We start from the raw sequence: 25,543 nt of genomic DNA on the forward strand, positions 1-25,543 counted from the left end.
CTCGGTTTAAGCAAAGGGGGGAATCATGGAGCTTTTCCAGGAAGCTTGGGCCCAAGCCTACTGCCTGAAGCTGAACGAAAACGAGGCCTACAGGAAGGCCGCCGCCACCTGGGAAGGAAGCCTGGCCCTGGCGGTGCGCCCTGACCCCGCCCTGGGGTTCCCCAAGGGGGTGGCCGTGGTCCTGGACCTGTGGCACGGGGCGTGCCGTGGGGTGCAGGTGGTGGAGGGGGAGGCCGAGGCCGACTTCGTCATAGAGGCCGACTTGGCCACCTGGCAGGAGGTGTTGGAGGGCCGCCTCGAGCCCCTCACCGCCTTGATGCGGGGCCTTTTGGAACTGAAAAGGGGAAGCATCGCCGCCTTGGCCCCTTACGCCCAGGCGGCCCAGGAGCTGGTCAAGGTGGCCCGGGAGGTAGCATGAAGGCCCTGGTCTACCACGGGCCCTTCCAGGTGGCGGTGGAAGAGGTGCCGGAGCCCAAGCTGGAGGCGGAAACCGACGCCATCGTCCAGGTGGAGCTGGCCGCCATCTGTGGCTCGGACCTGCACATCTACCACGGCAAGATCGCCGGGGTGCTACCGGGCACCGTCTTGGGCCATGAGTTCGTGGGGCGGATTGTGGAAAAGGGCCCCCTGGTGCCCTTCCCCCTCGGGGAAAGGGTGGTGGGGAGCTTCCAGGTGGCCTGCGGGGACTGCCCAGCCTGCCGTAAGGGGCAGTACTTCGCCTGCCTGAAAGGAGGAGTCTTTGGCTTCGGCCTGGCCCTGGGCAACCTCCAGGGAGCCCAGGCGGAAAGGGTGCGGGTTCCCTTCGCCCGGCAAAGCCTTTTTGCCATCGGGGACCTGCCCGCGGAGGAGGCCATCCTGGCGGGGGATATCCTCACCACCGCCTACGGGGGCGTAAGGCCCTTCCTCTCCCCCGGGATGAGCGTGGCGGTGGTGGGCTCAGGGCCCGTGGGCCTCATGGCCCAGATGGTGGCCCATGCCCTGGGCGCTGGACAGGTCTACGCCATAGACCCGGAGGAAACCCGCCTGGAAAAGGCGGCGGCCCTGGGAAGCCTGCCCGTCAACCCCAAGGCGGAAGACCCCGTGGCCCGGGTGCGCAAGGAAACCCAGGGCCTGGGGGCGGATCTGGTGGTGGAGGCGGTGGGCGGGGATGGGGAGGCGTTGAAGCTGGCCCTCCGCCTGGCGGGACCCGGGGGCATCGTGTCCAGCCTCGGGGTGCCCACCGCCGAGAAGCTGGAATACCCTTGGCTGGCCGCTTTCAGCCGGGGCATCACCCTGAAAAGCGCCTTGGCCAACATCCCCCGCTGGATCGAGGAGGTTCTGGCCCTGCAACGGGCGGGAAGGCTTAAGGGTAGCTGGGTGTTCAGCCATCGCCTGCCCCTCGAGGAGGCCCCTGAGGGCTACCGCCTCTTCCACGAGCGGCAGGCCACCAAGGTGGCCCTGGTGCCCTAAAACAAAACCGCCGCCCGCAGGCGGCTTCTTCCTCTGACTTTTCTATTCTACCACGGTTTGCCGGTATGTAAAGGGGTATGCAGGAAAACCCGTCCCCAACAGGGCAGAAGACTCCCAGTCACCCTTCCTCATGACCCCAAGGCCAGGGAGTCTAGGGAGCCTTTGGAGTTCCTCTGGAAGGAATCCGTATTAGGGCACAGGCCAGGACAATGTAACCTCGCTCCCGGCCCTCCCCGAAAACTGGGGCTAACCTCGAGGCAAGGCAAAGGAGGTAAAGGCCATGGCCCGGTATCTGGTGGTGGCCCATCGCACGGCCAAAAGCCCCGAGCTGGCCAGGAAGCTGGCCGAGCTTCGGAGCCAAGACCCCGAGGCCCGCTTTGTCCTTCTGGTACCCGCCGTCCCCCCGGCGGGTTGGGTCTACGAGGAAGGCGAGATCCAAAGGCGGGCCAAGGAGGAGGCGGAGGCCGCCAAGGCGGCCCTCGAGGCCCAAGGAGTCGCCATAGAGGAGGCCAAGCCCGGGGATGTCTCCCCCATCCTGGCCCTGGAGGAGGAGCTCATGGCCCATCCCGGGGAGTACCAGGCCATCGTCCTGGCTACCTTGCCCCCGGGGATTTCCCGCTGGCTCCGCCTGGACGTGCACAGCCAGGCGGAGCGCTTCGGCCTGCCCGTGATCCACGTAATAGCCCACTGAGCTCCCGCCTCCTGCGCTTGTTTCTCATCCTAGCCCCGTATACTCGGCCTGGTGCTGGGCCGGTATGTCCTCAAGGAAGTCCTGATCCCCTACCTGGTGGGGGTCCTGCTTTTCGTGGCCCTCCTCACCTTTGACCTCCTCTCTAGCCTCTCCGGGGTGCTTCTAAGCCGGGGAGCCGGCGTGGAGGCCATCGCCAAGCTCATCCTCTACCGCCTGCCCTGGACCCTGAGCCTGGCCCTTCCCCTGGGCCTGGTCTTCGCCATCTTGGTGGGCCTCGCCCGCCTCATCCGCCAATCGGAGCTGAAGGCCGCTTACGCCGCGGGCGTACCCCCCTGGGCCCTTTTGAAACCCCTGGCGCTTCTGGCCCTTCTGGTGAGCCTCTTCAACCTCCTCAACCTGGCCGAGCTTCGCCCCAGGGCCCTCGAGGCCTACGACCAGCACCTGGCCCGGCTCCTCTACGGGGAAGAAGGTCTAAGCGGGGTGTTGCGCAAGCAGCTTTACGCTGCGGAGGGCCTCGGGGTCTACTATGCGGAGGAGGTACGGCCCGAGGTGGGGCAAAACCGCCTCTACGGCATCCGGGTGGTGGACGAAAGGGGCCGGGTCTACAGCGGCCAGGAAGGAGTCTGGGACAAGGAGGGGTGGCACTTCCGGGGGTACGTCCTGGAGGGGGGAAAGCCCAAGCCCTTTGCTGGCACCCTTCCCTTCCCCACCCAGTTCCGCCCCAAGGAAAGCCTGGGCTCCCGCGATCCTTACGACTCCACCACCCTGCGGGAGCTTTGGGAAAGGAGCCAGGTGGAGCCCAGCGCCCGCTTTGCCCTGTACCGCCGGCTCGCGGATGCCCTCGGGGGCTTCTTCCTGGGCCTGGTGGCGGCCGCCTTGGGGCTTTCCTTCCGGGAGGCCGCCTGGGCCTTCCTCAGCATCGTCCTCCTCATCTTCGGCTACTACGTGCTCTGGACCCTGAGCGCCCAGCTCGCCCGCTACGACGTGAACCCTCTCCTGGCCTTCCTCCCCAACGCCTTCTTTGCCGCCTTGGCCCTTTACCTCACCTGGAGGCTCAGATGAAGACCCTGGACCGCTACCTCCTGCGCGAGGTCCTGGCCCACTTCAGCCTGGGGCTTGCGGTCATCGTCCTTCTCTTCCTGGCCGGGGCGGTCTACGAGGTCCTGGCCCCCCTGGTGGCCAAGGGCGCGGATCCCTACACCCTTCTCCTCTACCTCTTCTACCGCACCCCCGAGGCCCTGGTGCGGGGGGCTCCCGTGGCCTACCTCTTCGCCCTGCTCTTCCTCCTCTCCCGCCTGGGCGAGGACTCGGAGCTCAAGGCCCTCCTGGCCCTGGGGATAAGGCGGGAACGCGTGCTTTTACCCCTTTTGGGCCTCGGGGCGCTCCTGGCCCTTTTGGGCTTCCTTTTGGGGGAAAGCCTGGTGCCCAAAGCCCTGGCCCAGGGGCAGGACCTCCTTCGCAGGCAGGTGCTGGAACGACCCAGGGCCCTTCTCACCCCGGGCACCACCTTCCAGGACGCCAGGGGCAGGGTGGTCTTCGTGGGGGAGGTGGCCCGGGACAGGATCGGAAAGCTTAGAATCCTTTCGCAGGAGGAGGTGGTCCTGGCGGAGGAGGGGAGGTTCCAAGGAGGGGTCTTGCAGGTGGAAAAGGGCTTGAGGGTCACCTACGAGGGGGATAGGCCCAGGACCCTGACCCGCTTTCAAGAGGGGGAGCTGGTCCTCAGGGACCTCACCTTTGAGCCCTGGCAGAACCCGGCCAACCGCATGACCCTAAAGGAGCTCAAGGAGGAGGTGGAAAGGCTGAGGAAAAGCGGGGTGAAGGCGGGCCTCGAGGCCACCACCTACTACCGCCGCTACGCCGAGCCGGCGGCCAGCCTGGTCTTCGCCCTCTTCGCCACGGGACTGGCCTTCTACCTCCTCGGGGGGTCCCGGAGCCTGGGGCTTGTGGGGGTGGCGGTCCTCACCTTCTTCTACTACGCCACCTGGAGCGTGGGGCGGATCATGGGGGAGCAAAACGCCTTGGATCCCATTTTGGCCGCCTGGGGGCCCAACCTGTTCTACGGGATCCTGGGCCTCCTCCTCTTCCTGGGAGGGCGGAGGTGAGCCGGCCCTGGCTTGGGGCTACCCGCAAGGTGGCTTCAGGGTTGGCCGCGGTCCTGCTCCTCTTCTCCCTGGCCCTGGCCCAGGAGAAGGTGTTGAGGATCCTGGAGGCGGAAAAGCTGGAGCTAAGGCAGGAAGGAGGGGAGGAGGTCTACGTGCTCACGGGGAACCCCGTGCGCCTGGAGCGGGATGGGGAGGCCATCGAGGCGGGAAGGGCCACCTACTTTCGCACCCGTAAGCTCCTTTTCCTCTCGGAAGGGGTGCGCTACCGGGACCGGGAGGGAAGGCTTGTGGAGGCAGAGGAACTTCAGATAGACCTCTCCGACGAAAGCTTTGACGCCCTCGAGGTGCGCATCGAGGCTAAGGACCTCCTGCTCACCGGCCCCCTTTGCCAGCGGGTGGCAGGGGCCATCCTCCTGGAAAACGGCTACGCCACCCCTTGCGCCTCGTGCGGCCAGGAGGTACCCGACTACGCCTTCCGCGCCCGGGAGATCGTCCTGTACCCAGGGGACCGGGTGGTGGCCCGGGGGGTGGTGGTGCTGGTGCAGGAGAAACCGGTTCTGGAGCTTCCCGTCCTCCTCCTCTTCCTCTCCGACCGCCAGCCCCGGTTCGAGGTGGGCCAGGACGAAGGGGGCTTTTACCTGAAGGCCGCTTTGCCTTACGTGGCCGACTTCGGCCTGGGATTCACCCTCCTCTCCTACTACCAAGGCCGGGGCTACGGCTTCGGCTTTGACCACTACGGCACCGGGGAGGCCAAGGAGCGCTACTTTTTCCTCCACACTCCCCCGGACACCTTCCAGTACCGGGGGGAGTACGCCCTAAAGCGGCAGGAGTTTTCCCTCAGCGCCCTGGTGGAGCGGGACGATACCCGGGAAAAACTGACCCGCTTCCGCCTCGAGGCCCTCTCCCCCGGCACCCCCACGCCCCAGGACTGGCGCTACACCCTGAGGGTGGAGGGGTTTTTGGACCACGACCCCACCACCCCACCCCCCCGCACCCTCCAGCGCCTGCCCGAGGTGGAAGCCCAAAGCCCCGTGTTCCGGGAAGGTCCTTTTAGCCTGCAGGCAGGCTTCGTCCTGGGGCGCTACCTGGCGGAAACCAACCCCCTAAACCGCTCCGCCCGGGCCCTCGGGCCCTATGCCGAGGCGGGAAGGGCCCTCCTTTCCCACAGCGAAAGCCTTTCCCTCTCCCCCTGGCCCGGGGCCACCTTCCGGGCCGAGAACCGCTTCCGGGGGTTTTACTACACCACGCAAAACCCTGATGGGGAGCACGAGCGGCAGGTGGACTGGACCACCTCGGCTAGCCTGCGGCAAAGCCTGGGGGGGTTCAGCGTGGAGGTGGGCTATACCCGAAGCGTCCAGGAGGGGGAAACCCCCCTCCGCTTTGACGCCATACCCCAAAGGCGAAGCCACCAGGCCACCCTGGCCCTGGGCTTCCAGGAAAGACCCCTTTCCTTGAGCCTGAAGGCGGGCAGGAACCTGGAGGAGGGAAGGTATCTTCCCCTAGAGGCCCAGGTCCTCCTGCAGGACCAGGGCTACAGCCTCACGGTGGGGCACAAGCGGGGCCTCGAGGGGGAAGGCCCCTTGGAAACCCGCCTCGAGGCGGGCTTCACCCCCTATTCCTTCGCCCTAAGGGCCAGCCTCCGCTTTGACCACCCGAAGGCTCTCTTTGACCCCCTCCTCCTGCAAGCAGGCTACGCCCTCTCCGGAGGAAGCCTCAACCTCACCCACCGCCACGACCTGAACGGCAAGGGAGCCCTCACCACCGACCTCACCTATGCCTTACGGGAGGGAGCTACGGCCTACACCCTGCAAGGCCGGCGGGACTGGCAGGCGGACACCCTGGCCCTGCAAGGCCAGGCCATCCTCGGTCCGGAAAGCCTCTCCTTGCGGACCACCCTGGATCCCAAGGCTCTGGGCTACGCCCTGGGCTACCGCTCCGGGATCACCCCAGGACCCCTGGTGGACCTGGAGCTTTCCGGGCGGTACCAGGAGGGCTTCCGGGCCACCAATCTGCGCCTGGGCTTGACCCAGGCCCTCCCCGAGGTGGGCTTCCGCTTAAACGCCAACCTGCACCTGCCCGAGGTGGAGGATGAGGACATCTACCTCAAGGACGCCACCTTTAGCGGCGGCATGGAGCTTTGGAAGCCCGTGCCTACGGACGAGGCGGGGGAGGGTGCCATCCCCGGGCTTTCCCTCTCGGGAAGCTTCACCTATACCCGGAGGCCGCAAACCCCCGAGGGTTACAGCCTGGCCTTACGCAACTTCGGACCCACCCTCACCTTCCTGGGCAGGGAGAACACCAAGCTCCACCTGGCGGCCCTTCTCACGCAAAACCTTCCCGGAGAACCCCTTAAGCCCCGCTTCATCCTGGTCCTGGACCGGTGTTGCTGGGCCATGCGCTTCACCCTGGACGCCGCCAAGGGAAGCGTGGGCCTGGCCTTCCTCTACGGGGGGCAGGCAGCAGGGCTTCTCCTTTCCGAGGAAGGGGTGAAACTAGGAGGTGGCCCGTGAAGCAGCTCTGGCCCGTTTACCTGGTCCTGGGAGCCCTGGCTTTTTTCCTGACCGCCTGTACGGGAAGCCAGGAACCTCCCCTGCCCGCCCTGGTGGCCATGGGAGGAGAGGGGGAAGTGCGCTTCTTCCGGGCCCAGGAGCTCCAGAGGGGCACTCCAAATCCTGTGGGCACCTGGAACACCCCAAGCCTCCAGGACCTGGCCCATAGCCAAACCTTCGGGAGGCTCTACCTCCTCTTTCCCGACCGCATCGAGGCCTACTCCACCCAAGGCTTCACGGAAACCGCCGTCCCCCAGCCTTCCCCAACCCCAGCGGCCTTCCCGAACGACGTGGACTGCACCGGGGGGTACCTGCGGCTTGGGCAGAACCGGCTTCTCGCCCACTGCCCAGGGGCAGGGAGGGCCTTCCTCTGGAACCTGGATGCCTCAGGGAACCTGGAGGAAGCCGACCTCACGGGCCTTCCCCCTGGGGCACGCCTGGCCCTCTTTCCCCAGGGAACCCTGGACCTCCTGGCCTACATGAGCCAGCAAGCCCTGGGCTACCGCCCGGCCCAGAATCCTTCAGGCACCCCCAGCCTGGAAAAGCCCCTGGACCCCCAGGCAAGCCAAGGACCCTATGACCTCCAGCTGGACCGCCTTCGCGGGCGGCTTCTCGGGCTTGCCGCCACCGCCACCGAGGTGAGGCTCTACACCCTGGAAGGGGATTCCCTCACCAGCCGAAAGGTCTTAGGGGACTTCCCCCAATCCAGCCGCCTGGCCCTGGATCCCGTGGGAGGCATGGCCGTCTACGGCCGGGGGTTCCAGGTGATCCTGCCCAAGGAATCCCCCGTGCAGCAGGAGTACCGCACCTATACCGCCGGGCTTCTGGGGCCGGATGGCTACCTTTACCTGGTCCAGGGGCAAAGCCTCGAGGTTTACGACCTGGTGCCCTCCCCACCCCTCCTCCTGCGCTCCCAATCCTTGGGGTTCAGCCCCACTTCCCTGGCCTTCATCCCGGTAGAATAAGGCATGCTCCAGGGTAAAGCCTTCTTGGTCACGGGGGCGGGGGGCGCCTTGGCCCGGGCGGTGATCCCCGCCCTGCACCGCGCCGGGGCCCGGCTTTTCCTCTCCGACCCCCGGGAGGAACGGATGGCGGAACGGGCCCGGGCCTACGGGGCCAAGACCTTCGTGGCCGACCTCACCCGGCTGGAGGAGGCCGAGGCCTTGGCCCGCTTCGTGGAGCGGGAGGCTCCCCTTTTCGGGGTGGTGCACACCGTGGGCGGGTTCGCCGCCGGGCGCTTTTTGGACTCGGACCCCGGGCTTTACGACTGGCTTCTGGACCTGAACCTGCGCACCACCTTCAACCTCCTCAAGGCCACCCTGCCCTACCTGGAGGCTCGAGGCCAAGGGTTTTTCGCCGCCATCGCCGCCGGCCCCGCCTGGACGGGGGCCGGCCCAGGAAGAGCCCTATACACCATGGCCAAGACCGCCTTGGCCAGCCTCATCCGCTCCCTCCAGGGGGAGGTACAGGGGGTGCGCTTCCTCCTCGTCTACCCCATGGGTACCCTGGACACCGAGGCCAACCGGAAGGCCATGCCGGAGGCCGACCCCAGCCGCTGGATCGCCCCGGAACTCATCGCCGAGGCCATCCTCCTGGCCGCCTCCGCCAAGGGCGGAAGGCTTCTGGAGCTCCCCATCTACCCCCCCACCTAGCCCCCAGATAGGCCCCCAGGAAGTCCGCCACAAGGTCCCAGCCGAAGGCCTCCCGTCCGGGAACCCGACTTTGGTGCCACTCGTCCACCACCCCGTAGAGAGCGGCCAGGAGAAGGGCCGGACGGAAATCCCCGAAGGCCACCCCCAGGAGGAAGCCCAAAAGCCCATAGGCCAGAAAATGGGCGCCCTTGTCCCAGGGATGGGGCAGGCCCATCCCGGTGGCGGGCTGGTCCGAAAACCACCAGAGTAGCCCCATCTCCCCCAGGGCGAGGAGGGCCGGCACCCAGCGGAACCCTGGCCTACGCACCCTCCGTCTCCACCAGTTCCCAAAGCACCCCGAGGCCAAAGCCGGGGTGGAGGAAGGCCACCCGGTGCCCGCCAAAACCCGGCCGGGGGACCTCGTCGATGAGCCTGGCCCCCGCCGCCTTCAGCCGGGCAAGCTCCTCCTCAATCCGGGAGGTGGCAAAGGCCAGATGGTGAAGCCCGGGACCCCGCTTGGCCAGAAAGCGCCCCACCGGGGTATCCGGCCCCAAGGGGGCGAGGAGCTCCAGAAGGGTTTCCCCTTCCCCCCGGAGCAGGGCCACCCGCACTCCCTGGGCGGCCACCTCCCCTTCCGCCACCACGCCAAAACCCAAAAGCCCGTAACGGGCCTTGGCCTCCTCTAAGTCCTCCACCGCAATGCCCACGTGGTGCAGCCGCATGGGAGGATTCTACAGGTCGTACCAGGGGGGCTTCCCCCGGTAAAGCTCCAGCTCCTGGAAAACCTCCTCTTTGCCCGCCTCCTCGAGGCGGATCACCTGGGGCGGGCAGCTTTCCACACAGGCCCCGCATCCCGTGCAGGCCTCCACCTTAAGCCTTAGGACGTACTCCTCCCCCTCCCGCACCCTGTAGACCGCCTCCGTGGGGCAGACATTGGTGCACACCGGGCAAAGGGTGCATCCCTCCTCCACCCGGATCCTGGGCCAGCGCACCTCGGAAGCCCGCCTGGCCGCCAAAAGGCGCAGGCGAAGCTCCGCCGGCATGCCCTTTTCCTCCTCTGGGGCAGGAAGGGGAAGCTCGGGTACTAGGTCGGCGGCGGTACGCTTGGCGCTACCCAAAAGGGCCTGGAAAAGTTCCCTCCGCCCCACCTTCTCCCCGGGAAGCTCCCCTCGCACAACCTCCACCTCCACAGGGTGGTAGCGCTGGGCCTCCTCCACCATCCTTTCCAGGTGCTCGGGTACCGCGGGCCCCCCGATCCTACAGGAGGCGCAATCCCCCCGGGCCAAGACCACCTTCCCGAAACGGCTACCCGCCTCCGCCAAAAGCCCCGGGGTCAGGCGGCCCAGGCACAAGACCTCTTCTCCCTTGCCCTCCGCCTTGGAGCAGCGGATCTGCCCCTTGCCCCGGATCAAGGCCTCCTGGATGCCCCCCAAGGGGTACTCCAAGGCCACCCCAGGGCAGACCCCCGTGCAGAGGCCGCACCCGGTGCAGAGCACCTCGTCCAGCTCCACCCGGAAGCTTTCCAGGCGCACCGCCCCCTTGGGGCAGGCCTGGTAGCAACGGTCGCACCCCCCCACGCTGTTCTTGTAGAGGAGGCAACGGGCCTCCGTGTAGCGGGGCCTGGGGTCCGTGGCCTTGAGGAAGGCATTCAGAAGGTTATCCAAGAAGCCCATTCACGCCCCTAGGAGGTCCCCTATGGCCTTAAGGAAGGCCTCAAACTGCCGGAAGTCCATCTGCTGTTGGTTGTCGGAAAGGGCCACCTTGGGGTTGGGGTGGACCTCCACGTGCACCCCATCCGCCCCCACCGCCAAGGCCGCCCGGGCCAAGGGAGCAAGAAGATCCGTGCGCCCGGCGGCGTGGGTCACGTCCACCACCACGGGCAGGTGGGTTTCCTGCTTGGCCAAGGCCACAGCGGAGAGGTCCAGGGTGTTTCGCGTCCAGCGCTCAAAGGTGCGGATTCCCCTTTCCGCCAGGATGACTTGCTCGTTGCCCTGGCTCAGGATGTACTCGGCGGCATAGAACCACTCCTCCACGGTGGCGGAAAGCCCCCTCTTGAGAAGGATGGGCTTACCCGAGCGCCCCACCTCCTTGAGGAGGGCAAAGTTCTGCATGTTCCGGGCCCCGATTTGGAGGATATCCGCGTATTCCGCCACCACCTCCACGTCCCGGGTATCCATGACCTCGGTGACGAAAACCATGCCAAAAGCTTCCGCCGCCTTGCGGCCGAGCTTCAGCCCCTCCACCCCCAGGCCCTGGAAGCCATAGGGGCTGGTCCTGGGCTTGAAGGCCCCGCCCCTTAGGACCTTGACTCCCTTGGCGGAAAGGAAGCGGGCGGTTTCCATCATCTGCTCCTCGGACTCGATGGAGCAGGGCCCGGCGATGAGGAGGGGCTTCTCCCCGAAGACCACCTCCCCCACCCGCACCCGGGTGGGCTCGGGCTTGTGCTTGCGGGAATAGAGGAACTTCTTCTGGTCCTCCCGCTCCTCGAGGTCCAGGCTGGCCTTGAATATCTCCTTGAAAAGCTTTCGGATGGTTTCCGGAGGAAAGGGACCGGGGTTTTCGGCGATGAGGTAGGCCAGCATCTCCTCCTCCCGCTTGGGGTCGTAGTGAGGCAGGCCGAGCTTGGTCTGGATGCGGCCGATCTCCTGCACCAGCCTTCCCCGTTCGGAGAGGAGGCGCAGGATTTCCCGGTTAACCCGGTCCACCTCCTTACGCAGGGCCAGGATGCGCTCGTCCATGGGCTATTCTATGGGGCAAAGCCCCTTAGGGTGTCAAGCGGCTTCTTCCTTGGGCCTGGCCCGCTCCGCCACCCTGGCCACCAGCACGGAGATCCAGTAAAGGACCAGGAGGGGAATGGTGACGATGGACAGGGACACCACGTCCACCGTGGGGGTGATGAGGGCCGCCAGGCTGAGGAGAAGGACCACGGCGATCCGCCAGTTGCGGGCCAGGAAGGCGGAGGAAAGGATCCCCAGGCGGGCCAGCAAGTAGCTCACCACCGGCATCTCAAAGACCAGGCCCATGACCCCCATCATCATGAGGACCTGGCCCATGTAGCGGCCGATGGAGATCTGCGGGGTGATGACCTCACCCAAAAAGCCCAGGAGGAAGGGTATGGCGAAGGGCAAAAAGCCGTAGTAGGCGAAGAGGGCCCCCAAGGCGAAGCTAAACCCAGCCCCCAGCAAGAAGGGCACCGCCAGCCGCTTCTCGTGCTCGTAAAGCCCCGGGGCGATGAAGGCCCAGACCTGGTAGACGATGAAGGGCAGGGCCAACACCAGCCCCCCGAAGGCCGCCACCTTCAAGGAAACCAAGAAGGGCTCGGTGATGTCCAAGACGATGAGGTTCACCTGGATGTGGTTCTGCTGGGCCGCCAGGTCCAAGGGCCGCTTCAGCCACTCCAGAAGCTGGACCCTAAAACTCCAAGCCACCCCCGTACCCACCAACCAGGCCACCAGGGACCAGAGGATACGGGCCCTGAGCTCCTCCAGGTGCTCAACCAGTGGGGCTTCCTTCAAGCCTTACGCTCCTCTTGAAGTTCAGAACCCTCAGGGGCCTTGGAGGGGGCAGCCTCAGAAACCGGCTTGGGCCTCAGCTCCTCCCTAGCCCCTTCGGGGCCCTTATCTTCCCTAGCCAGCCTAGCCCCTTCGGGGCCCTTATCTTCCCTAGCCAGCCTAGCCCCTTCGGGGCCCTTATCTTCCCGCACGTCCACGCTCTTCTCCAGCTCCTCCCGGATCTCCTGGGCCCCCCGTTTGAACTCCCGGATGCTCTGGCCCAGGGAACGGCCGAGTTCGGGGAGTTTCTTGGGCCCGAAGATGAGGAGGGCCACCACCAGGATCACCAGGATTTCCGGCATGCCCAGGTTCATACCCCCCAGTTTACCACCCGGGCTGAAAGGAAGGTGAAACCCTAGTCCCCCTCCCGCTTGCGCCGGGCGTAGCCCTCGAGGTTCCGCTGCCTCTCCCGCGCTATGGCCAGGGCATCCTCGGGCACATCGTGGGTGATCACGCTCCCCGCCCCCACCATGGCCCCATCCCCCACCCGCACCGGGGCCACCAGCACGCTGTTGGAACCGATGAAGGCTCCCTTGCCGATGAAGGTCCTGTGCTTGCGCTTGCCATCGTAGTTGGCGGTGATGACCCCGGCCCCGATGTTGGTGCCCTCCCCCACCTCGGCATCCCCCAAATAGGCCAGGTGCCCCGCCTTGACCCCGGGGTGGAGGAGGCTATTCTTCACCTCCACGAAGTTGCCCACGTGGGCCCCCTCCCTGAGAACGGCCCCGGGGCGTAGCCGGGCGAAGGGCCCGGCGTCAGCTCCCCTACCGATCACCGCCCCCTGGGCCACGGTGTGGGCCAGGACCCGGGCCCCCGGTTCCAGGAGGGTGTCCTCGAGGACCGCATAGGGTCCCACCTCCGCCCCCTCGCCGATTCGGGTCTTGCCCTTAAGCACCACCCCTGGCCAGAGGGTCACGTCCGGGGCCAGCTCCACGCTGGCCTCCAGGTAGATGCTCTCGGGAAGGATCATCCGCACTCCCTTTCGCATCCACTCCCGGCGCAAGGCCGAAAGGAGCACTCCCTCCACCCGGGCGAGTTCCTCCCGGGTGTTCACCCCCAAGGCTTCCTCCACCACCCCCTTCACCGCCACCACCCTCCGCCCCTTGGCCCGGTAGATGGCGATGAGGTCGGGGAGGTAGTACTCCCGGGCGGCGTTTTCGTTTCGCACCTCCTTAAGGGCCTGGAAGAGGAAGCCGTCAAAGGCATAGGCCCCGGCGTTCACCTCCCGGATGGCCTTGACCTCAGGGGAGGCATCCTTCTCCTCCACGCTGCCCAAGACCTCCTCCCCCTGGCGCAGGATGCGGCCGTAGCCGGTGGGGTCAGAAAGCTCCACGGTGAGGAGGGCCATCCCCGCTCCCTCCTCCACCCTTTCCAGAAGCTCCCTTAGGGTTTCCGGGCGAAGAAGGGGCGTATCCCCCTGGGTGACCAGGGTGGGGCCAGGAAAGTCCTTTAGCAAGGCCTCCGCCTGCAAAAGGGCGTGGGCGGTGCCGAGCTGCTCTTCCTGCACCGCCACCTCCACCGGATAGACCCTTAGGACCTCCATCACCTGCTCGGCTCCATGCCCCACCACCACCACCAGCCTCTGGGGTTCCAGGGCCAGGGCCGTTTCCACCGCATAGGCCAGCATGGGCTTGCCCAGGAGGGGATGGAGCACCTTGGGCAGGCGGGATTTCATGCGGGTCCCCTGCCCGGCGGCCAGGATCACATGGGCGTGCATAGGGCTATTTTAGGGCGTGGGCTAGGTGTGGTCCTGGACCACCTCGAGGCCCACCCTCCCCAGCTCCTGCACCAGGGCCCGCACCGCCTCCTTCACCCCCTCGGTGATGAGGGGGCTACCGAAGCGACTAACCCCTGCATAGAGCCCGTGGGCACTCCTCCTCACTTCCAGAAGCAAATCCTGGGTGAGGTCTTCCTCCTCCACGTGGGTGAGCACGTAAAACCCTTCCTCCCCCCGGGCCACCTCCAGAAAGACCGCCACCCCCCCGGGGATGGCCACGGGAGCCTTGGCAAGGGTAAGCTCCTTGGGCAGTTCCCCCCTTAACAGCGCATGCGCCACCTCGTACCTCCTTATGGGCGGCCAAGGCGTGGGATCCTCGGCCACCTTGGTGAACACCGCATGGAAGAAGGTCCGGCCCGCCTCCTTCCACTTGAGGGCATACTTGGTGCGCAGGTGGGCCTCCGGGGGCTCCTTAACTTCCACCCGGTAAAGCCCGCTCCGTTTCGCCTCCTCCAGGGCGAAGCGGAAGTACTCCTCGTGGTCGGTGGTGAGGAGGAGGTCCCCACCCTCCATGAGCCTAGTGGAAAGCCTGCGGAAAAATCCCTCCTGCAAAAGCCGCTTCCGCTGGTGCCGCTTCTTGGGCCAGGGATCGGGGAAGTTGACGATGACCCGCCTTAAGCTTCCCGGCGGCACCAGGTTCCTCAGGGCGAAGGGGCCTTGCCCGTGGTAAAGGCGCACGTTCCCTATGCCCTCGCGCTTCAGGCGCCTATAGGCCCTCAAAACGCTGGCCGCCGAGACCTCAGCCCCCAGGATGAGCCATTCCGGATGGGCCTTGGCAAGCTCCGCGGTGAAGCGCCCGTCGCCAAAGCCCACCTCGAGGACCAAGGGCCCCTCCCGGCCAAAGAGGTCCATCACCCGGGGAGGCCAAAGGGGAAGAAGGGCGGGCCGCACCAGCACAAGGGGGGATTATACGGCCCTTTCAAATCGTTTTCACAGGGGGGCTCTAGGGTGAAGGCAGGAGGTTGGGTTATGGCCCTGTTTGGAAGCCTCAATGCACTGCCCCTCGAGGAGCTCCTCCAGCTTCTCGCCCACAAGGAGGGGGCCCTGGAAATTTGGAACCTGAAGGATATTCCCGCCACCACCATATACTTGAAGCCCGGCTATATCCGCTCCATTGACCAGCACGGCAAGCCCCTGGAGGCCCTGGCCGCCAAAGCCACCCTGCAAGCCTTGCTGCAAGCCCGCGAGGGCAGCTTTGAATTCCTCCCCGAAGCCAAGCCCAAACACAAGGTGCGCTTGAACTGGCCCGTGGAGAGGGTCCTTCTGAGCACCGTCACCCTCCAGGATGAGCTGGAGCGCTACCGCCCGTACTTCCCCCCTCCCAAGGCCATCTTCAAGGCTTCTGATGTGGCCAAGAAGTACCTCCTGGAGGAAAGCTTTCTAGCCAAGTCGTTTCCCTACCTGGAAAAAGGGGTGTCCGCGGAAGGCCTCTCCAAGGCCCTCAGCCTGCCCCTGGACCTGGTGCGCTTTCACCTCTTCCGCCTGGAGCGGAAAGGGCTGGTGCAGCGCACGGGGCAAATGGAAAGCGGCCGCCTAGGGCTTTTGGGCCAGCTACTCAACGGGGTGAGGCTATGAAACACCCCCAGTTCCCCCACGCAAAAAAGGTGTTGCTGGTAGACGACGAACCCATCCAGCGCCTCCTCCTCATGCGGGCCCTGGAGCCTCTGGGAGTGGAGGTCCAGGAGGCCAGAAACGGGCAAGAGGCCTTGGACCTCCTTCGGGATAGCCTCCCCCACGTGGTGCTCACCGACCTGCACATGCCCATCATGGATGGCCTCGAGCTCACCCGCAAGGTAAAGGCCCTGGACCCCTTGCTTCCCGTCATCCTCCTCACCGCCGATGGGGACCGGAAGGTGCGCCTTAAGGGTATTGAGGCCGGGGCCGACGACTTTTTAAACCGCCCCGTGGACCTGGCGGAGCTAAGACTCCGGGTCAAGGGCCACCTGGAGCGTCGGAAACTGCAAGAGAAGCTGGAGGACCTGGAAAGGGCCCTTCTCGCCCTGGTGCGGGCGGTGGAGGCCAAGGACGCCTACACCGCAGGCCACGGGGAAAGGGTGGCCCAGTACGCCCTTTGGACCGCAGAGGAGCTCGGGGCGAAGCCCGAGGAGCTCGAGGACCTCCACATGGGAGCGCTTCTTCACGACGTGGGCAAGATCGGCATCCCCGACCACATCCTTCGGGGAGACTATGCCCTCACGGAACCCGAGTGGCGCCTTATCCGGGAGCACCCGGTGAAGGGGGACGAGATCATCCGGCCCCTAAGGGCCTACGCCCGCCTAAAACCCTACGTGCGCTGGCACCACGAGAAGCTGGATGGCTCCGGCTACCCCGACGGCCTTACCCAGATACCCCTCTTGGTGCAGGCGGTGACCGCCGCCGACATCTACGATGCCTTGACCAGCGTGCGCACCTACCGTAAGGTAGCCCGGCCCGAGGAAGCCTTGCAGGCTTTGGAGAACGAGGTGCGTCAAGGGCAGCTGGATCGGGAAGTGGTCCGGGCGTTCAAGAGCGCCCTCCTCCGCAACCGGGCCCTGCGAACCGCCTAGAAGCCGTACTCCTCCCAGCGGGAGTCCACCAGGGCCTTGATCCGTTCATCCATAAGGATCCGCTCGGGCCAGGTGCGGGCAAAGCCCTCCTGGGGTAGCTTGCGGGTGCCGTCCAGCACCAGGACGGGGCCCTCCACCCCCTCCAATACCCGGGCATCCCGCTCCGGATCTATGTTGTTGAGCACAGCCCAAAGAAGTTCCTCAGGGGTAAGGAGGATGTCGTGGTCTGCCAGAAGAAGAAGGCGTATGCCGGCGCTCTGCGGGGTGTTAAGGAGCCTTTCCGCCAGGGCCAGGGCCTGGCCCGGCCTCTCCTTGCGCAAGGTAACCCCCCAGATGCCCGGCCACTGCCTTTGGGCCAGGGCCTCCGGGTCCCGGGGAAGCTCGGCATACACCCTGGGGGTGAAGGGCACCTCCCCCCCCTCCTCGGGAAGCTTACGGGTGCCGTCTATCAAGAGCTTCCCACCGAAGGCGAAGCTCCTTGAGCTATGGTCCAGCACATCCATAGGCCCCCGAAGAAGGAGGGTATCCCGCCCGGGCAGGGCATGCTTGAGGGCTTCCAAAAGGGTTTGAAACCCCGGCCTCACCGGGACATCCCCATCCACGGCCACGATCACCTTGGCGAACATCATCTGCCCAAGCCCCAGCATCCCGTAGGCCACCTTGTAGGCCTGGCCCGGATAGGCCTTGCGCAAAGCCACGTTCACCCAGTTGTGGGCCACCCCTTCCGGGGGCATGTGGTAATCCACCACCTCGGGGAGGATGAGGCGCAAAGGGGGCAGGAAAAGGCGCTCGGAAGCCTCGATGAGGTAGGCGTCCTCCATGGGGGGTACCCCCACGATGGTGGCGGGGTAGATGGCCCTTTTCCGGTGGGTGATGGCGGTCACGTGGAAACGGGGATAGAGGTCCACGGGGGTATAGAAGCCCGTGTGGTCCCCAAAGGGACCCTCCTCCACCAAAGGTTCCTCCGGGTCAATGTAGCCCTCCAGCACGAACTCCGCCTCGGCGGGGACGGGGAGGTCCACGGTGACGCCCCGGGTGAGCTCCAGGGGTGCACCCCGCAGGAATCCCGCCAGGTGGAACTCGCTTACCCCGGGCAAGGGAGGTAAGGGGGCGGTGGCGGCGTAGGTGAGGATGGGATCCCCCCCCAGGGCCACGGCCACCTCCAGCTTTTTCCCCAGCTTCCCGGCCTTTTCCAGGTGCTGGCGGCCCACCTTGTGAAGCTGCCAGTGCATGGCCGTGCTCCTTTTGTCCAGAACCTGCATGCGGTACATGCCCACGTTGAGCTCCCCGGTTTCCGGGTCCTTGGTGATCACCAGGGGCAGGGTGAGGAAGGACCCCCCGTCCAAGGGCCAGCACTTCAGGACGGGAAGGCGGGAGAGGTCCACTGCCTTCCCCTTCAGGATCACCTCCTGCACCGGGGCCCTCCCCACCCATCTGGGGAAGAACCCTCTAAGAAGGGGAAGCTTGGGAAGAAGGCCCATGAGGGCGGAGATCCCCCCCCTTCCCGGCTTCAACTCCAGCAAGCGGGCCACCTTCTCAGAAAGCTCGTCCAGGTCCCGAACCCCCAGGGCGAAGGCGGTGCGCTCCCGGGTGCCGAAGAGGCCGATGGCCACAGGGAAGTCCTTACCCACCACCCTTTCAAAAAGGAGCGCAGGACCCCCCGTCTTCACCATGCGGTCGGCGATCTCCGTGATCTCCAGCTCGCTGGAAACGGGTACCCTTATTCGTTTGAGCTCCCCCCGCCTCTCCAGGGCTTGGAGGTAGGCCTCGAGGTTCCTAAACACCCCCAAGCTTACCCAAAGGGGAAAAGCCGTGAGGATTGCCGCCTACACTTCCAACACCAGGTGCTCTATCCGGTGGGCCCTCGGGGTCCCATGGACCAGGATGGCCTCGAGCCTCACCGGAAGATCGTCCCGTCCCAAGAGGTAACGGGCGCTTTGCAAAAGGCGCCCCACCTTCCTGGGGGTCAAGGCCTCCAGGGGCGTGCCGTAAGCCCCCGAGCTCCTTTGCTTGACCTCCACCAGCACGTAAATCCCGTCCTTTTCCAGAAACAGGTCCACCTCCCCAAAGGGGGTGCGGCGGTTGCGGCCAAGAAGCCGGTAGCCCCGCTCAAGGAGGTAGGCGAGCGCCAGGTCCTCGGCCCAACCTCCTTTCACGCCCTCCTCCCCAAACTAGGGAAACCTCAGGGGGCCCACTCCTGGAAGAGCTCCCCGTCCAGGTAAAGGCGGAAGCGGGCCTCCCCCACCACTTCGTAGGTACCCGAAACCCTTAGGCCCCCACGGCCTTCCCCCTCGTAAACCAGGTGCTCCCCCCGGTCGTCCACCAGCACCAGGCGCACCTGGCGTCCCTCCGCCTCCCGGGGAAGGTTCAAGGCCAGGGTCACGGTACGGGCCTGGGGCTTAGGGGCAGGCAAAGGGCTCAAAGCCCCCACCAGCACCTCTCCCCTTGCCGCCACCCTTAGGCGCACCCCGCTTCCTGGCGGCATGGGGGTGCCAGGGGCGGGCTCCTGGGCCAACACCGTGCCGGGCGGAGCCCCGGAGGGCACCTCCTCCACCTGGACCTGCAGGCCCATGGCGTTCAGGAGGAAAAGCGCTTCCTTTTGGCTTAAACCCGTGAGCTGGGGAAGGGGCACCGTGGGACCCAGGGAAGCACCCCGGGAAACCAGAAGCCGCACCGAGGCCCCAGGGGGCAAGGGTGTGCCAGGAGGTGGATCGCTGGCCAGGACCGTGCCCAGGGGCTCTGGGCTTTCCACCTGGGCCACCCCGGCCAGGCGGTAGCCCAGCTCGGAGAGCCGGGCTTCCGCCTCCTCCTGGCGAAGTCCCTTGAGCTCGGGTAAGGGGTTCAGCCGGGCTTGGTTAAGGGTGAGGCGCACGGTGCGCCCCGCCCTAAGGCGGGTTCCCGGTGGTGGCTCCTGGGCCAGCACCACCTCCTTGGGCTTGGCAGGGTCGTTTCCCTCCACCACCTCCAGCCTGAGCCCTGTATCCTTCAAAAGGAGAAAGGCCTCCCTGGCGGTTTTGCCCACCAGGTTCGGCACAGCGTACTCCGGGGGATTGAAGTAGCGGTAAACCCCTTGAGAAAAAAGCCACAGCCCCAGGAGGAAGAGGAGAAGGCCCGGGGCTACCCCTAGAAGGAAGCCCGGCTGGAGGCGGGAAGGAGCCCGGGCCCAGGCCCGCCGGGCAGACCCCAGGGGCCAGGGGGACAGGTAGGCCACCCCTTCTTCGGCCATGGCCAGATGCTCCGGGCCGAATCCCAAGGGAGCCAGGGCCTCGAGGGCAGGCCGGGGCGGAGCCTTACGGGCCAGGGGACGTTCCGGGAAAAAGGCGTAGTAGCGCCCGGGCTTGGCGGAAACCACCGCCTCCACAAGCCCAAGCTCCTCTAGGCGTTTGATGGCCGCCCGGTACCGGTAAAAGCGCTCCTTGTCCTCGGGGGTGCGCACCTGGAAAAAGAAAACCACCCCGCCCTCCACCCGATAAAGGGTGATCCCCTCCTTCTCCTCGAGGGTTTCCAGCACCGGGTAGCGGTCGTCCAAGATCATGCGCCGCCGATTATACCTTGCCTTCTCTCCTCCGTTCCCGACCCATATACTCTAAAAGGTATGTGGGACGTTCTCGTGGTAGGCGGCGGCCCCTCGGGTCTTTCCGCGGCCCTTTTCCTCGCCAGGGCCGGGCTTAAGGTCCTGGTGCTGGACGGAGGCCATTCCAAGATCGCCCAGGTGAACCGGGTTCCCAACTACCCTGGCCTTCTGGACGAACCCTCGGGCGAGGAGCTTATAGAGAGGCTCAAAGAGCACGCCCGCCGCTACGGGGCAGAGATCCAAAGGGGCGTGGTCAAGGGGGTGCGGGACCTGGGAGGGGTCTTTGAAGTGGAAACCGAGGAGGGCGTGGTGGAAGCGGAAAGGCTTCTCCTCTGCACCCACAAAGACCCCACCCTACCCTCCCTCCTGGGCCTTACCCGCAAGGGAGTCCACATAGAAACCGACGAGGCCGGCCGTACCAGCTATCCCAGGGTCTACGCCGCCGGGGTGGCCCGGGGCAAGGTGCCGGGACACGCCATCGTGAGCGCAGGGGACGGGGCCTACGTGGCTGTGCACTTGATCTCCGACCTGCGAGGAGAGCCCTACAAGGATCACGCCACGTGATGCCCTTTTTCTCTATATCGGTAAAAGGCTAAATAGCGCGGGCCAGGGATTTTCTGGGCCCCCACCCTGGTTTTGCCAGGGTGGGGTAGCGCTACACTGGCCTACCCGCCATCATGAAGCTGGCCGTCATCCCCCCATCCACCACCAGAATGGCCCCGGTGATGAAGCTGGCCTTCTCCGAGGCCAGGAAAACCACCGCCTCCGCCACTTCCTCAGGCTGGCCCAGCCTCCTCAGGGCGTGAAGGTCCTCCCAGTCCCGGCGGGTCCTCTCCGGGTCCTCGGAAAGAGCGATGGCCTCCAGCACCGCCTCCGTGGCGATGGCCCCTGGGGCCACGGCGTTCACCCGGATGCCCAAGGGAGCCAGGTCCAGGGCCAGGGAACGGGTGAGGTTGACCAGCCCTCCCTTGGAAGCGTTGTAGGCGGCGTTTTCCTGCTCGGCGAAAAGCCCCTGGACACTGGCCACGTTCACGATGGCCCCCCCGCCCACCTTGGCTATCTCCCTGGCCGCCAGGGCGGAGAGGTGCATGGGAGCGGTGAGGTTCACCTCCAAAACCCTTCGCCACTCGGGGAGCTTCACGGTAAGGGCCGACCCTGGGGCGCTGATGGCCGCGTTATTGACCAGCACGTCCACCCGTCCCAGGGCATGGGCTGCCTCCTCCACGAAACGCACCCGGTCCCTTTCCTCGGCCAGGTCCGCCTGCACGAAGAAGCCCCCGATCTCCTCCGCCACCCCCCGCCCCTGGGGATGCAGATCGCAAAGGGCCACCAGGGCCCCTTCCCGGGCGAAGGCCCGGGCGATGGCCCGACCGATACCCCGGGCCGCTCCCGTCACCAAGACTCCCCTTCCCTCAAAAAGCCCCATGGCCTTAGCTTACGAGGCCTGGATCCAAGGCTGCGGCCACCTTTTCCTTGGGCAGGCTTCCCTGGACCACCTCTTTTCCCCCGCCCCTGGCCCCAAGGGCCTTAAGCCTTTCCAACACCTCCTGCCGGCCGGGGCCCAAGGCGGCAAAGCGACCCTCGGGGGAAAGCAGCAAAAAGGTCTTCTCGCTCCAGGAAAGAAGCCTCTTGGCCAGGTCCCCCAGGACGGGAGCCGGCACCAGGAGCACCCTCTCCTCGAGGGCCCGGGGCAGGAGGGCCTCCACCAAAGCCCCCTTAAGCTCCAGGTTCTCGCCCTTTAGGGCGTAGACCTCCTCCTGAAGCCGGCGCACCGGTTTTTCCAGCTCCAGGGGGCTGGTGGAGAAGGAAAGGGCCAGGCGGGAAAGCAGGGCGTGCTTGGCATGGTAGTCCTCCAAAGCCTCCCACCCCGCCATGAAGTGCACCCGGCTTCCCCCCTTATACCGCTCCCACTTCAGGACCTTGATGGGGCCCGCCTGGGCACTGGTCCTCAGGTGGGTGCCCCCGCAGGCCGCCAGGTCAAAATCCCCAATCCGCACCAGGCGCACCTGGCCCTGAACCTTGGGAGGCCGCCTTAAAGGGTAACGGGCAAGCTCCTCCTCAGAAACCCAAAAGGCCTCTATGGGGTAGTCCGCGTACACGGCGAAGTTGGCCAGGGCCTCCGCTTCCTGGAGCTTGGCTTCCTCCACTTCCTCCTCGAGGTCCACGGTGGAAACCGGGCTATCCAGGCTCACGGCGATGGTGTGGTACCCCCCGGCCCTGAGCAGGGCCTGGGAAAGAATGTGCTGGGCGGTGTGGCGCTGCATGTGGCGAAAGCGCCGGTTCCAGTCAATCTCCCCCTCCACCTCCGCTCCCTCGGGGATGGGGGCGTCCACACGGTGCACCACATCCCCGAAGGCCTTGGCCTCCTCAAAGACGTGGAGCACCCGCACCTGGCCAAACTCTCCTTTCAGCACCCCCGTGTCCGCAGGTTGCCCCCCGGACTCCGGGTAAAAGAGGGTTTGAGAAAGCACGACATGGTGGCCCTTCCCATCGCTCCAAGCCCGCACCACCCGGGCTTGGAAGCGGGTGGCGTAGCTGTCCTCCTGGTAAAGCCTCATGCCCTTTAGAATAAAGAGGATGGCACCCCTGGACTGGGAGGAGTGGGCAAGATGGCACGCGCAAGCCCAGCATACCCTGGCCTCCGGAAAGCAGGACCTGGAGGAAGGGGACTACGACTGGGCCAGCTTTAAGGCCCACCAGGCAGGGGAATACGCCCTTAATGGCCTGCTACAGGGACTAGGACGGCCCGCCTTTGGACACGCCCTGATCCGCCTGCTCCAGGCGCTGAAGGAAGCGGGCCATGAGGTCCCCGAAGCCTTGGAAGAAAAGGCGCGCACCTTGGACGCCCATTATATTCCCGCCCGCTATCCCGATGCCTACCCCGAGGGAAGCCCCTACGAGTACTACACGCGGGCCCGGGCTGAGGAGGCCCTAAGGGCAGCCGAGGGCGTTCTGAAATGGGCAGAGGAGGTTTGGCGTGGCCTCGGAAGCCCTTAGGCTGCGAATGGCCACCTGGGAGGCCCTCCTGGAAGAGGCCCGAGCCTACGCCACAAGGGTGCGGGAAACCCTGGGAGAGGCCCGGGTTTACCTTTATGGCTCTGTGGCCCGGGGTAGCTTCAACCTGGAAAGCGACATAGACCTCCTGGTGGTCTCCCCCCATCTGCCGAAAGACCCCTTAGAGCGCTTCCTCCTCCTCCAAGGCCTTAACCCCGGGCGGGTGGAGGCCAAGGGTCTAACCCCGGAGGAGTTCACCAAGGCCATGGCCAAGGGGGCCCTGTGGGGGCTGGAAGGGGCCTTGGAGCTATGAGGGGGGAAAGGCTCGACAAGCTTCTGGCCCGCCTGGGCCTGGGAAGCCGCAAGGAGGTGGCCCGCCTGGTGCGAAGGGGCCAGGTGCAGGTGGAAGGCCAGGTGGTCAGGGACCCAGCCTTTCACGTGCCCCCAGGCGCCCGCCTCGAGGTGGGCGGTGAACCCCTTGTCTTGCGGCGCCACCACCACATCCTCCTGCACAAGCCGGCGGGGTACGTGACCAGCCGGAGGGAAGGCCCTTCGGTCTACGCTCTCCTGGAAGGCTTTCCCACCCGGGACCTCTCCCCGGTAGGCCGCCTGGACAAGGACACGGAAGGGCTTCTCCTCCTCACCACCGACGGCGAGCTTCTCCACCGCCTCACCCATCCCCGCCACAAGGTGGAAAAACGCTACCTGGTCCATCTGGAACGCCCCGCCACACGGGAGGACCGGGAGGCCTTTCGACAGGGCCTGGTTCTAGAGGGCACGAGGCTTCTTCCCGCGGAGCTCTCCTGGGACCAAGACCCCACCCGGGTGGAGCTGGTCCTGAGGGAAGGGCGCTTTCACCAGGTGAAGCGCATGTTCCAGGCTCGAGGGAACCGGGTCCTCTACCTGAAGCGGCTCTCCCTGGGCCCCCTCACCCTAGGGGACCTCCCCGTAGGCCAGGCCCGCCACCTCTCCCAAGAGGAGGAGGAAGCCCTGTACCGGGCGGTGGGTCTAGGGAGCCAGGATGCGAAGGGTCAAGTCTAGGGTAAGGCGCTCGCCCCGCGTTCCCTCCACGGGTTCCAGGCTATACCGCTCCACCCATAAAGGGTGGGGGATCTTGGGCAAGGTCTCCAGATAGGACAAAATCCCCGGGTAAGATCCCTTCAAGCTCACCTCTAAGCCCCATGCCCGTACCCCTCCCGTCTGAGCCACCGCAAGGGGGTTTAGGGTCTCCAGTTCCAGCCCGGCCTCCTCGGCCAGGCGCAGAAGGGCTTCATAGACCTTGGGGAGCTCCTCCCTTTTCACCGGAGCCTCGGCCAGGGTAGGGGAAAGCTTCCTGGCCAAGGCCTTGGCCTCACTCTCCAAGGCCAGAACCTCCCCCCGCGCTTTCTGGTAGCGGATATAGCCCTGGTACACCCCCTGGGCGCTCCAGAAAAGAGCGATCAAGGGAAGCAAAAACCAGATCCAGATAGGGAGTATCGGCTGTCTCATCGGCGCAGAATCCGGGAGAGGTCAAAGAGGGGCAGGTATAGGGCGAGGGCGACCACGAGGATTATACCCCCAAGCACCACGGTGAGGACGGGTTCGATGCTGGAAGAAAGCCGCTTGACCCCGTAATCCACCTCCCTTTCCAAATGGAAGGCTACTTGATAAAGCATTCGGTCCAAATCCCCTGCCTCCTCCCCCACCAGGGCCAGGCGCACCAGAATGGGGAGGAAAAGGGGTTCCCGTGCCATGGCCGCGCTCAAGGACTCACCCCGCACCACCCGCTCCAGCACCCGGTCCAAGGCCTCGGCCAAGGCGGCGTTGCCTAAGGTATCCCGGGTGGCCTCGAGGGCCTGGGTGATGAGCACCCCTCCCTCGTACAGGGTAGCTAGGGTACGGGCAAAACGGGCCATGGCCGCCCTGTGAAGCACGGGACCCACCAGAGGAAGCCTAAGGATAAGCCCATCCAACAACCTCGCCCCCCCAGGGGTCTGGTGAAACTGGCGCAGGAAGAGGTAAAGGCCAAGAAAAGCCAGGAGAAGCCAGATCCCGTTGTGCCGTACAAACAAAGAGGTCCCGATGAGCAAGCGGGTAGGCCAGGGTAGCTCGGCCCCGGCCGCCCCGTAAAGCCGGGCGAAAACGGGGATGACAAAGATCAGGAGAACGCTGACCACCAGCACCAACACCGTCACCACGAAGGAGGGGTAAAGAAGGGCGGTGCGCACCTTTTCCCTGAGGTCGTGGCTCTTGTCCAGATACTCGGCGATGCGCCTTAACACCACCTCCAAGGCTCCCCCCACCTCCGCCGCCGCCACCAGGGCCCGCACCAAGGGGGGGAAAACCTCTGGGTAGTGGCCCATGGCCTGAGCCAGCCCCTCCCCAGCCTCCACCCGCTCCCGCACCCCTCGAGCCGCCTCCTTAAGAACTGGATGCCGGGCCTCCAAGGACAGGGTGTGCAAGGCCTGGACCACGGGCACCCCTGCCCCCACCAGGGTGGCGAACTCCTCCATGAAGAGCACCAGCTCCGGCAGGGGAACCCGCCCCCTTATCGGGCGCCGGACCCTTTCCACGCGAAGGGGATAAAGGCCCATCTCCCGGAGGCGACGCCGGGCCTCCCGCAGGCTTTCCGCCTCCAGGCTTCCGCGGTAGACCCTCTCCCCCCTCTCGTCCGTGGCCTCGTAGAGGAAGCGCATACGC

General features: G+C 65.8%; 28 protein-coding genes and 1 pseudogene. 14 read left to right on the forward strand and 15 right to left on the reverse strand.

Annotation, left to right across the window (positions count from 1 at the left end):
- Positions 1-25: 25 nt before the first annotated feature.
- From KQ693_RS01335 to KQ693_RS01370, 8 genes are all read left to right on the forward strand, one after another.
- Complete coding sequence (locus tag KQ693_RS01335; RefSeq protein WP_267261685.1) at positions 26-418, forward strand: SCP2 sterol-binding domain-containing protein; 393 nt, start codon at positions 26-28, stop codon at positions 416-418.
- Positions 415-1,449 (forward strand): alcohol dehydrogenase family protein, encoded by a 1,035-nt coding sequence (locus KQ693_RS01340; protein WP_267261686.1) that lies wholly within the window; start codon positions 415-417, stop codon positions 1,447-1,449. The genes KQ693_RS01335 and KQ693_RS01340 overlap by 4 nt, the downstream gene beginning before the upstream one ends.
- Before the next feature lie 280 nt (positions 1,450-1,729).
- Positions 1,730-2,140, forward strand: a complete 411-nt coding sequence (locus KQ693_RS01345; RefSeq protein ID WP_219759518.1) for a hypothetical protein — start codon at positions 1,730-1,732, stop codon at positions 2,138-2,140.
- A gap of 51 nt (positions 2,141-2,191) precedes the next feature.
- Positions 2,192-3,202, forward strand: coding sequence for an LptF/LptG family permease (locus KQ693_RS01350; RefSeq protein WP_267261687.1), 1,011 nt, complete (start codon positions 2,192-2,194; stop codon positions 3,200-3,202).
- Positions 3,199-4,242: an LptF/LptG family permease gene (locus KQ693_RS01355; RefSeq protein ID WP_267261688.1), complete on the forward strand. Its 1,044-nt coding sequence runs from the start codon at positions 3,199-3,201 to the stop codon at positions 4,240-4,242. The genes KQ693_RS01350 and KQ693_RS01355 overlap by 4 nt, the downstream gene beginning before the upstream one ends.
- Positions 4,239-6,752: an LPS-assembly protein LptD gene (locus KQ693_RS01360; RefSeq protein WP_416376364.1), complete on the forward strand. Its 2,514-nt coding sequence runs from the start codon at positions 4,239-4,241 to the stop codon at positions 6,750-6,752. The genes KQ693_RS01355 and KQ693_RS01360 overlap by 4 nt, the downstream gene beginning before the upstream one ends.
- Entirely contained in the window at positions 6,749-7,756 is a 1,008-nt protein-coding gene (locus KQ693_RS01365) for a hypothetical protein (protein WP_267261689.1), read from the forward strand. The genes KQ693_RS01360 and KQ693_RS01365 overlap by 4 nt, the downstream gene beginning before the upstream one ends.
- A 3-nt stretch (positions 7,757-7,759) precedes the next feature.
- Positions 7,760-8,443, forward strand: a complete 684-nt coding sequence (locus KQ693_RS01370) for an SDR family NAD(P)-dependent oxidoreductase (RefSeq protein WP_015718145.1) — start codon at positions 7,760-7,762, stop codon at positions 8,441-8,443.
- Here the strand turns inward: KQ693_RS01370 and KQ693_RS01375 are convergent.
- The 8 genes and pseudogenes from KQ693_RS01375 to trmB form a co-directional block, all read right to left on the reverse strand.
- Positions 8,364-8,699, reverse strand: coding sequence for a VanZ family protein (locus KQ693_RS01375; RefSeq protein ID WP_267262398.1), 336 nt, complete (start codon positions 8,697-8,699; stop codon positions 8,364-8,366). The genes KQ693_RS01370 and KQ693_RS01375 overlap by 80 nt on opposite strands.
- A gap of 43 nt (positions 8,700-8,742) precedes the next feature.
- Positions 8,743-9,144, reverse strand: a complete 402-nt coding sequence (gene mce / locus KQ693_RS01380; RefSeq protein WP_219759513.1) for a methylmalonyl-CoA epimerase — start codon at positions 9,142-9,144, stop codon at positions 8,743-8,745.
- Between the two features lie 9 nt (positions 9,145-9,153).
- Entirely contained in the window at positions 9,154-10,095 is a 942-nt protein-coding gene (locus KQ693_RS01385) for a 4Fe-4S dicluster domain-containing protein (RefSeq protein ID WP_267261690.1), read from the reverse strand.
- A complete protein-coding gene (locus tag KQ693_RS01390; RefSeq protein WP_267261691.1) occupies positions 10,096-11,160 on the reverse strand; it encodes a bifunctional 3-deoxy-7-phosphoheptulonate synthase/chorismate mutase in 1,065 nt (354 codons plus the stop codon). It lies immediately after the preceding gene.
- 33 nt (positions 11,161-11,193) lie between these two features.
- On the reverse strand, positions 11,194-11,937 hold the full coding sequence (gene tatC / locus KQ693_RS01395) for a twin-arginine translocase subunit TatC (RefSeq protein WP_219759510.1): 744 nt from the start codon (positions 11,935-11,937) through the stop codon (positions 11,194-11,196).
- A gap of 140 nt (positions 11,938-12,077) precedes the next feature.
- A pseudogene (locus KQ693_RS01400) lies at positions 12,078-12,287 on the reverse strand (TatA/E family twin arginine-targeting protein translocase); the annotation flags it as partial.
- Positions 12,288-12,328: 41 nt separating this feature from the next.
- The gene (glmU, locus tag KQ693_RS01405; protein WP_267261692.1) at positions 12,329-13,690 is read right to left on the reverse strand and encodes a bifunctional UDP-N-acetylglucosamine diphosphorylase/glucosamine-1-phosphate N-acetyltransferase GlmU; all 1,362 of its coding nucleotides are present in this window, start codon (positions 13,688-13,690) and stop codon (positions 12,329-12,331) included.
- Between the two features lie 21 nt (positions 13,691-13,711).
- On the reverse strand, positions 13,712-14,647 hold the full coding sequence (gene trmB / locus KQ693_RS01410) for a tRNA (guanosine(46)-N7)-methyltransferase TrmB (RefSeq protein ID WP_267261693.1): 936 nt from the start codon (positions 14,645-14,647) through the stop codon (positions 13,712-13,714).
- 72 nt (positions 14,648-14,719) lie between these two features.
- Here trmB and KQ693_RS01415 point away from each other — a divergent pair, with 72 nt between their 5' ends.
- Positions 14,720-15,325 carry a DUF4388 domain-containing protein gene (locus tag KQ693_RS01415; protein WP_267261694.1) on the forward strand — a complete coding sequence of 202 codons (606 nt, stop codon included), beginning with the start codon at positions 14,720-14,722 and terminating at the stop codon, positions 15,323-15,325.
- On the forward strand, positions 15,322-16,296 hold the full coding sequence (locus tag KQ693_RS01420) for an HD-GYP domain-containing protein (protein ID WP_267261695.1): 975 nt from the start codon (positions 15,322-15,324) through the stop codon (positions 16,294-16,296). The genes KQ693_RS01415 and KQ693_RS01420 overlap by 4 nt, the downstream gene beginning before the upstream one ends.
- Here the strand turns inward: KQ693_RS01420 and KQ693_RS01425 are convergent.
- Genes KQ693_RS01425 through KQ693_RS01435 form a run of 3 tightly spaced genes read right to left on the reverse strand, consistent with a single transcriptional unit; the run spans position 16,293 to position 19,831 of the window.
- Positions 16,293-18,080, reverse strand: a complete 1,788-nt coding sequence (locus KQ693_RS01425) for a menaquinone biosynthesis decarboxylase (RefSeq protein ID WP_267261696.1) — start codon at positions 18,078-18,080, stop codon at positions 16,293-16,295. The two genes, KQ693_RS01420 and KQ693_RS01425, sit on opposite strands and share 4 nt — an antisense overlap.
- A 42-nt stretch (positions 18,081-18,122) precedes the next feature.
- Positions 18,123-18,452: a YraN family protein gene (locus KQ693_RS01430; protein ID WP_028494115.1), complete on the reverse strand. Its 330-nt coding sequence runs from the start codon at positions 18,450-18,452 to the stop codon at positions 18,123-18,125.
- Positions 18,453-18,478: 26 nt separating this feature from the next.
- Entirely contained in the window at positions 18,479-19,831 is a 1,353-nt protein-coding gene (locus tag KQ693_RS01435; protein WP_267261697.1) for a PASTA domain-containing protein, read from the reverse strand.
- A gap of 60 nt (positions 19,832-19,891) precedes the next feature.
- Between KQ693_RS01435 and KQ693_RS01440 the strand changes: the two genes are divergently transcribed.
- The gene (locus KQ693_RS01440; protein WP_267261698.1) at positions 19,892-20,434 is read left to right on the forward strand and encodes an NAD(P)/FAD-dependent oxidoreductase; all 543 of its coding nucleotides are present in this window, start codon (positions 19,892-19,894) and stop codon (positions 20,432-20,434) included.
- Between the two features lie 91 nt (positions 20,435-20,525).
- Here KQ693_RS01440 and KQ693_RS01445 read toward each other — a convergent pair whose 3' ends face one another.
- Positions 20,526-21,296 carry an SDR family NAD(P)-dependent oxidoreductase gene (locus KQ693_RS01445; protein ID WP_267261699.1) on the reverse strand — a complete coding sequence of 257 codons (771 nt, stop codon included), beginning with the start codon at positions 21,294-21,296 and terminating at the stop codon, positions 20,526-20,528.
- A gap of 4 nt (positions 21,297-21,300) precedes the next feature.
- On the reverse strand, positions 21,301-22,428 hold the full coding sequence (locus KQ693_RS01450) for an alanyl-tRNA editing protein (protein ID WP_267261700.1): 1,128 nt from the start codon (positions 22,426-22,428) through the stop codon (positions 21,301-21,303).
- A 19-nt stretch (positions 22,429-22,447) separates the two neighbouring features.
- Here KQ693_RS01450 and KQ693_RS01455 point away from each other — a divergent pair, with 19 nt between their 5' ends.
- Genes KQ693_RS01455 through KQ693_RS01465 form a run of 3 tightly spaced genes read left to right on the forward strand, consistent with a single transcriptional unit; the run spans position 22,448 to position 23,905 of the window.
- Positions 22,448-22,867, forward strand: coding sequence for a HEPN domain-containing protein (locus KQ693_RS01455; protein ID WP_267261701.1), 420 nt, complete (start codon positions 22,448-22,450; stop codon positions 22,865-22,867).
- Complete coding sequence (locus KQ693_RS01460; RefSeq protein ID WP_267261702.1) at positions 22,848-23,177, forward strand: nucleotidyltransferase domain-containing protein; 330 nt, start codon at positions 22,848-22,850, stop codon at positions 23,175-23,177. Before KQ693_RS01455 ends, KQ693_RS01460 begins: the two co-directional genes overlap by 20 nt.
- Positions 23,174-23,905, forward strand: coding sequence for a pseudouridine synthase (locus KQ693_RS01465; RefSeq protein ID WP_267261703.1), 732 nt, complete (start codon positions 23,174-23,176; stop codon positions 23,903-23,905). Before KQ693_RS01460 ends, KQ693_RS01465 begins: the two co-directional genes overlap by 4 nt.
- Here the strand turns inward: KQ693_RS01465 and pilO are convergent.
- Positions 23,873-24,316 (reverse strand): type 4a pilus biogenesis protein PilO, encoded by a 444-nt coding sequence (gene pilO / locus KQ693_RS01470; protein ID WP_267261704.1) that lies wholly within the window; start codon positions 24,314-24,316, stop codon positions 23,873-23,875. The two genes, KQ693_RS01465 and pilO, sit on opposite strands and share 33 nt — an antisense overlap.
- Before the next feature lie 32 nt (positions 24,317-24,348).
- Complete coding sequence (locus KQ693_RS01475; RefSeq protein WP_267261705.1) at positions 24,349-25,539, reverse strand: type II secretion system F family protein; 1,191 nt, start codon at positions 25,537-25,539, stop codon at positions 24,349-24,351.
- Positions 25,540-25,543 lie beyond the last annotated feature (4 nt).

This window comes from Thermus brevis (assembly GCF_026427635.1).
Lineage (GTDB): Bacteria > Deinococcota > Deinococci > Deinococcales > Thermaceae > Thermus > Thermus antranikianii.

What these genes read in the sequence shown, in the direction of transcription:
- KQ693_RS01355 (WP_267261688.1), top strand. Translation starts at nt 3,199, where the DNA reads ATGAAGACCCTGGACCGCTACCTCCTGCGCGAGGTCCTGGCCCACTTC.
- KQ693_RS01465 (WP_267261703.1), top strand. Translation starts at nt 23,174, where the DNA reads ATGAGGGGGGAAAGGCTCGACAAGCTTCTGGCCCGCCTGGGCCTGGGA.
- KQ693_RS01440 (WP_267261698.1), top strand. Translation starts at nt 19,892, where the DNA reads ATGTGGGACGTTCTCGTGGTAGGCGGCGGCCCCTCGGGTCTTTCCGCG.
- KQ693_RS01370 (WP_015718145.1), top strand. Translation starts at nt 7,760, where the DNA reads ATGCTCCAGGGTAAAGCCTTCTTGGTCACGGGGGCGGGGGGCGCCTTG.
- KQ693_RS01335 (WP_267261685.1), top strand. Translation starts at nt 26, where the DNA reads ATGGAGCTTTTCCAGGAAGCTTGGGCCCAAGCCTACTGCCTGAAGCTG.
- glmU (WP_267261692.1), bottom strand. Translation starts at nt 13,690, where the DNA reads ATGCACGCCCATGTGATCCTGGCCGCCGGGCAGGGGACCCGCATGAAA.
- KQ693_RS01385 (WP_267261690.1), bottom strand. Translation starts at nt 10,095, where the DNA reads ATGGGCTTCTTGGATAACCTTCTGAATGCCTTCCTCAAGGCCACGGAC.
- KQ693_RS01390 (WP_267261691.1), bottom strand. Translation starts at nt 11,160, where the DNA reads ATGGACGAGCGCATCCTGGCCCTGCGTAAGGAGGTGGACCGGGTTAAC.
- KQ693_RS01345 (WP_219759518.1), top strand. Translation starts at nt 1,730, where the DNA reads ATGGCCCGGTATCTGGTGGTGGCCCATCGCACGGCCAAAAGCCCCGAG.
- KQ693_RS01450 (WP_267261700.1), bottom strand. Translation starts at nt 22,428, where the DNA reads ATGAGGCTTTACCAGGAGGACAGCTACGCCACCCGCTTCCAAGCCCGG.
- KQ693_RS01435 (WP_267261697.1), bottom strand. Translation starts at nt 19,831, where the DNA reads ATGATCTTGGACGACCGCTACCCGGTGCTGGAAACCCTCGAGGAGAAG.
- KQ693_RS01415 (WP_267261694.1), top strand. Translation starts at nt 14,720, where the DNA reads ATGGCCCTGTTTGGAAGCCTCAATGCACTGCCCCTCGAGGAGCTCCTC.
- KQ693_RS01475 (WP_267261705.1), bottom strand. Translation starts at nt 25,539, where the DNA reads ATGCGCTTCCTCTACGAGGCCACGGACGAGAGGGGGGAGAGGGTCTAC.
- KQ693_RS01455 (WP_267261701.1), top strand. Translation starts at nt 22,448, where the DNA reads ATGGCACCCCTGGACTGGGAGGAGTGGGCAAGATGGCACGCGCAAGCC.
- KQ693_RS01420 (WP_267261695.1), top strand. Translation starts at nt 15,322, where the DNA reads ATGAAACACCCCCAGTTCCCCCACGCAAAAAAGGTGTTGCTGGTAGAC.
- KQ693_RS01340 (WP_267261686.1), top strand. Translation starts at nt 415, where the DNA reads ATGAAGGCCCTGGTCTACCACGGGCCCTTCCAGGTGGCGGTGGAAGAG.
- KQ693_RS01375 (WP_267262398.1), bottom strand. Translation starts at nt 8,699, where the DNA reads ATGGGGCTACTCTGGTGGTTTTCGGACCAGCCCGCCACCGGGATGGGC.
- mce (WP_219759513.1), bottom strand. Translation starts at nt 9,144, where the DNA reads ATGCGGCTGCACCACGTGGGCATTGCGGTGGAGGACTTAGAGGAGGCC.
- KQ693_RS01445 (WP_267261699.1), bottom strand. Translation starts at nt 21,296, where the DNA reads ATGGGGCTTTTTGAGGGAAGGGGAGTCTTGGTGACGGGAGCGGCCCGG.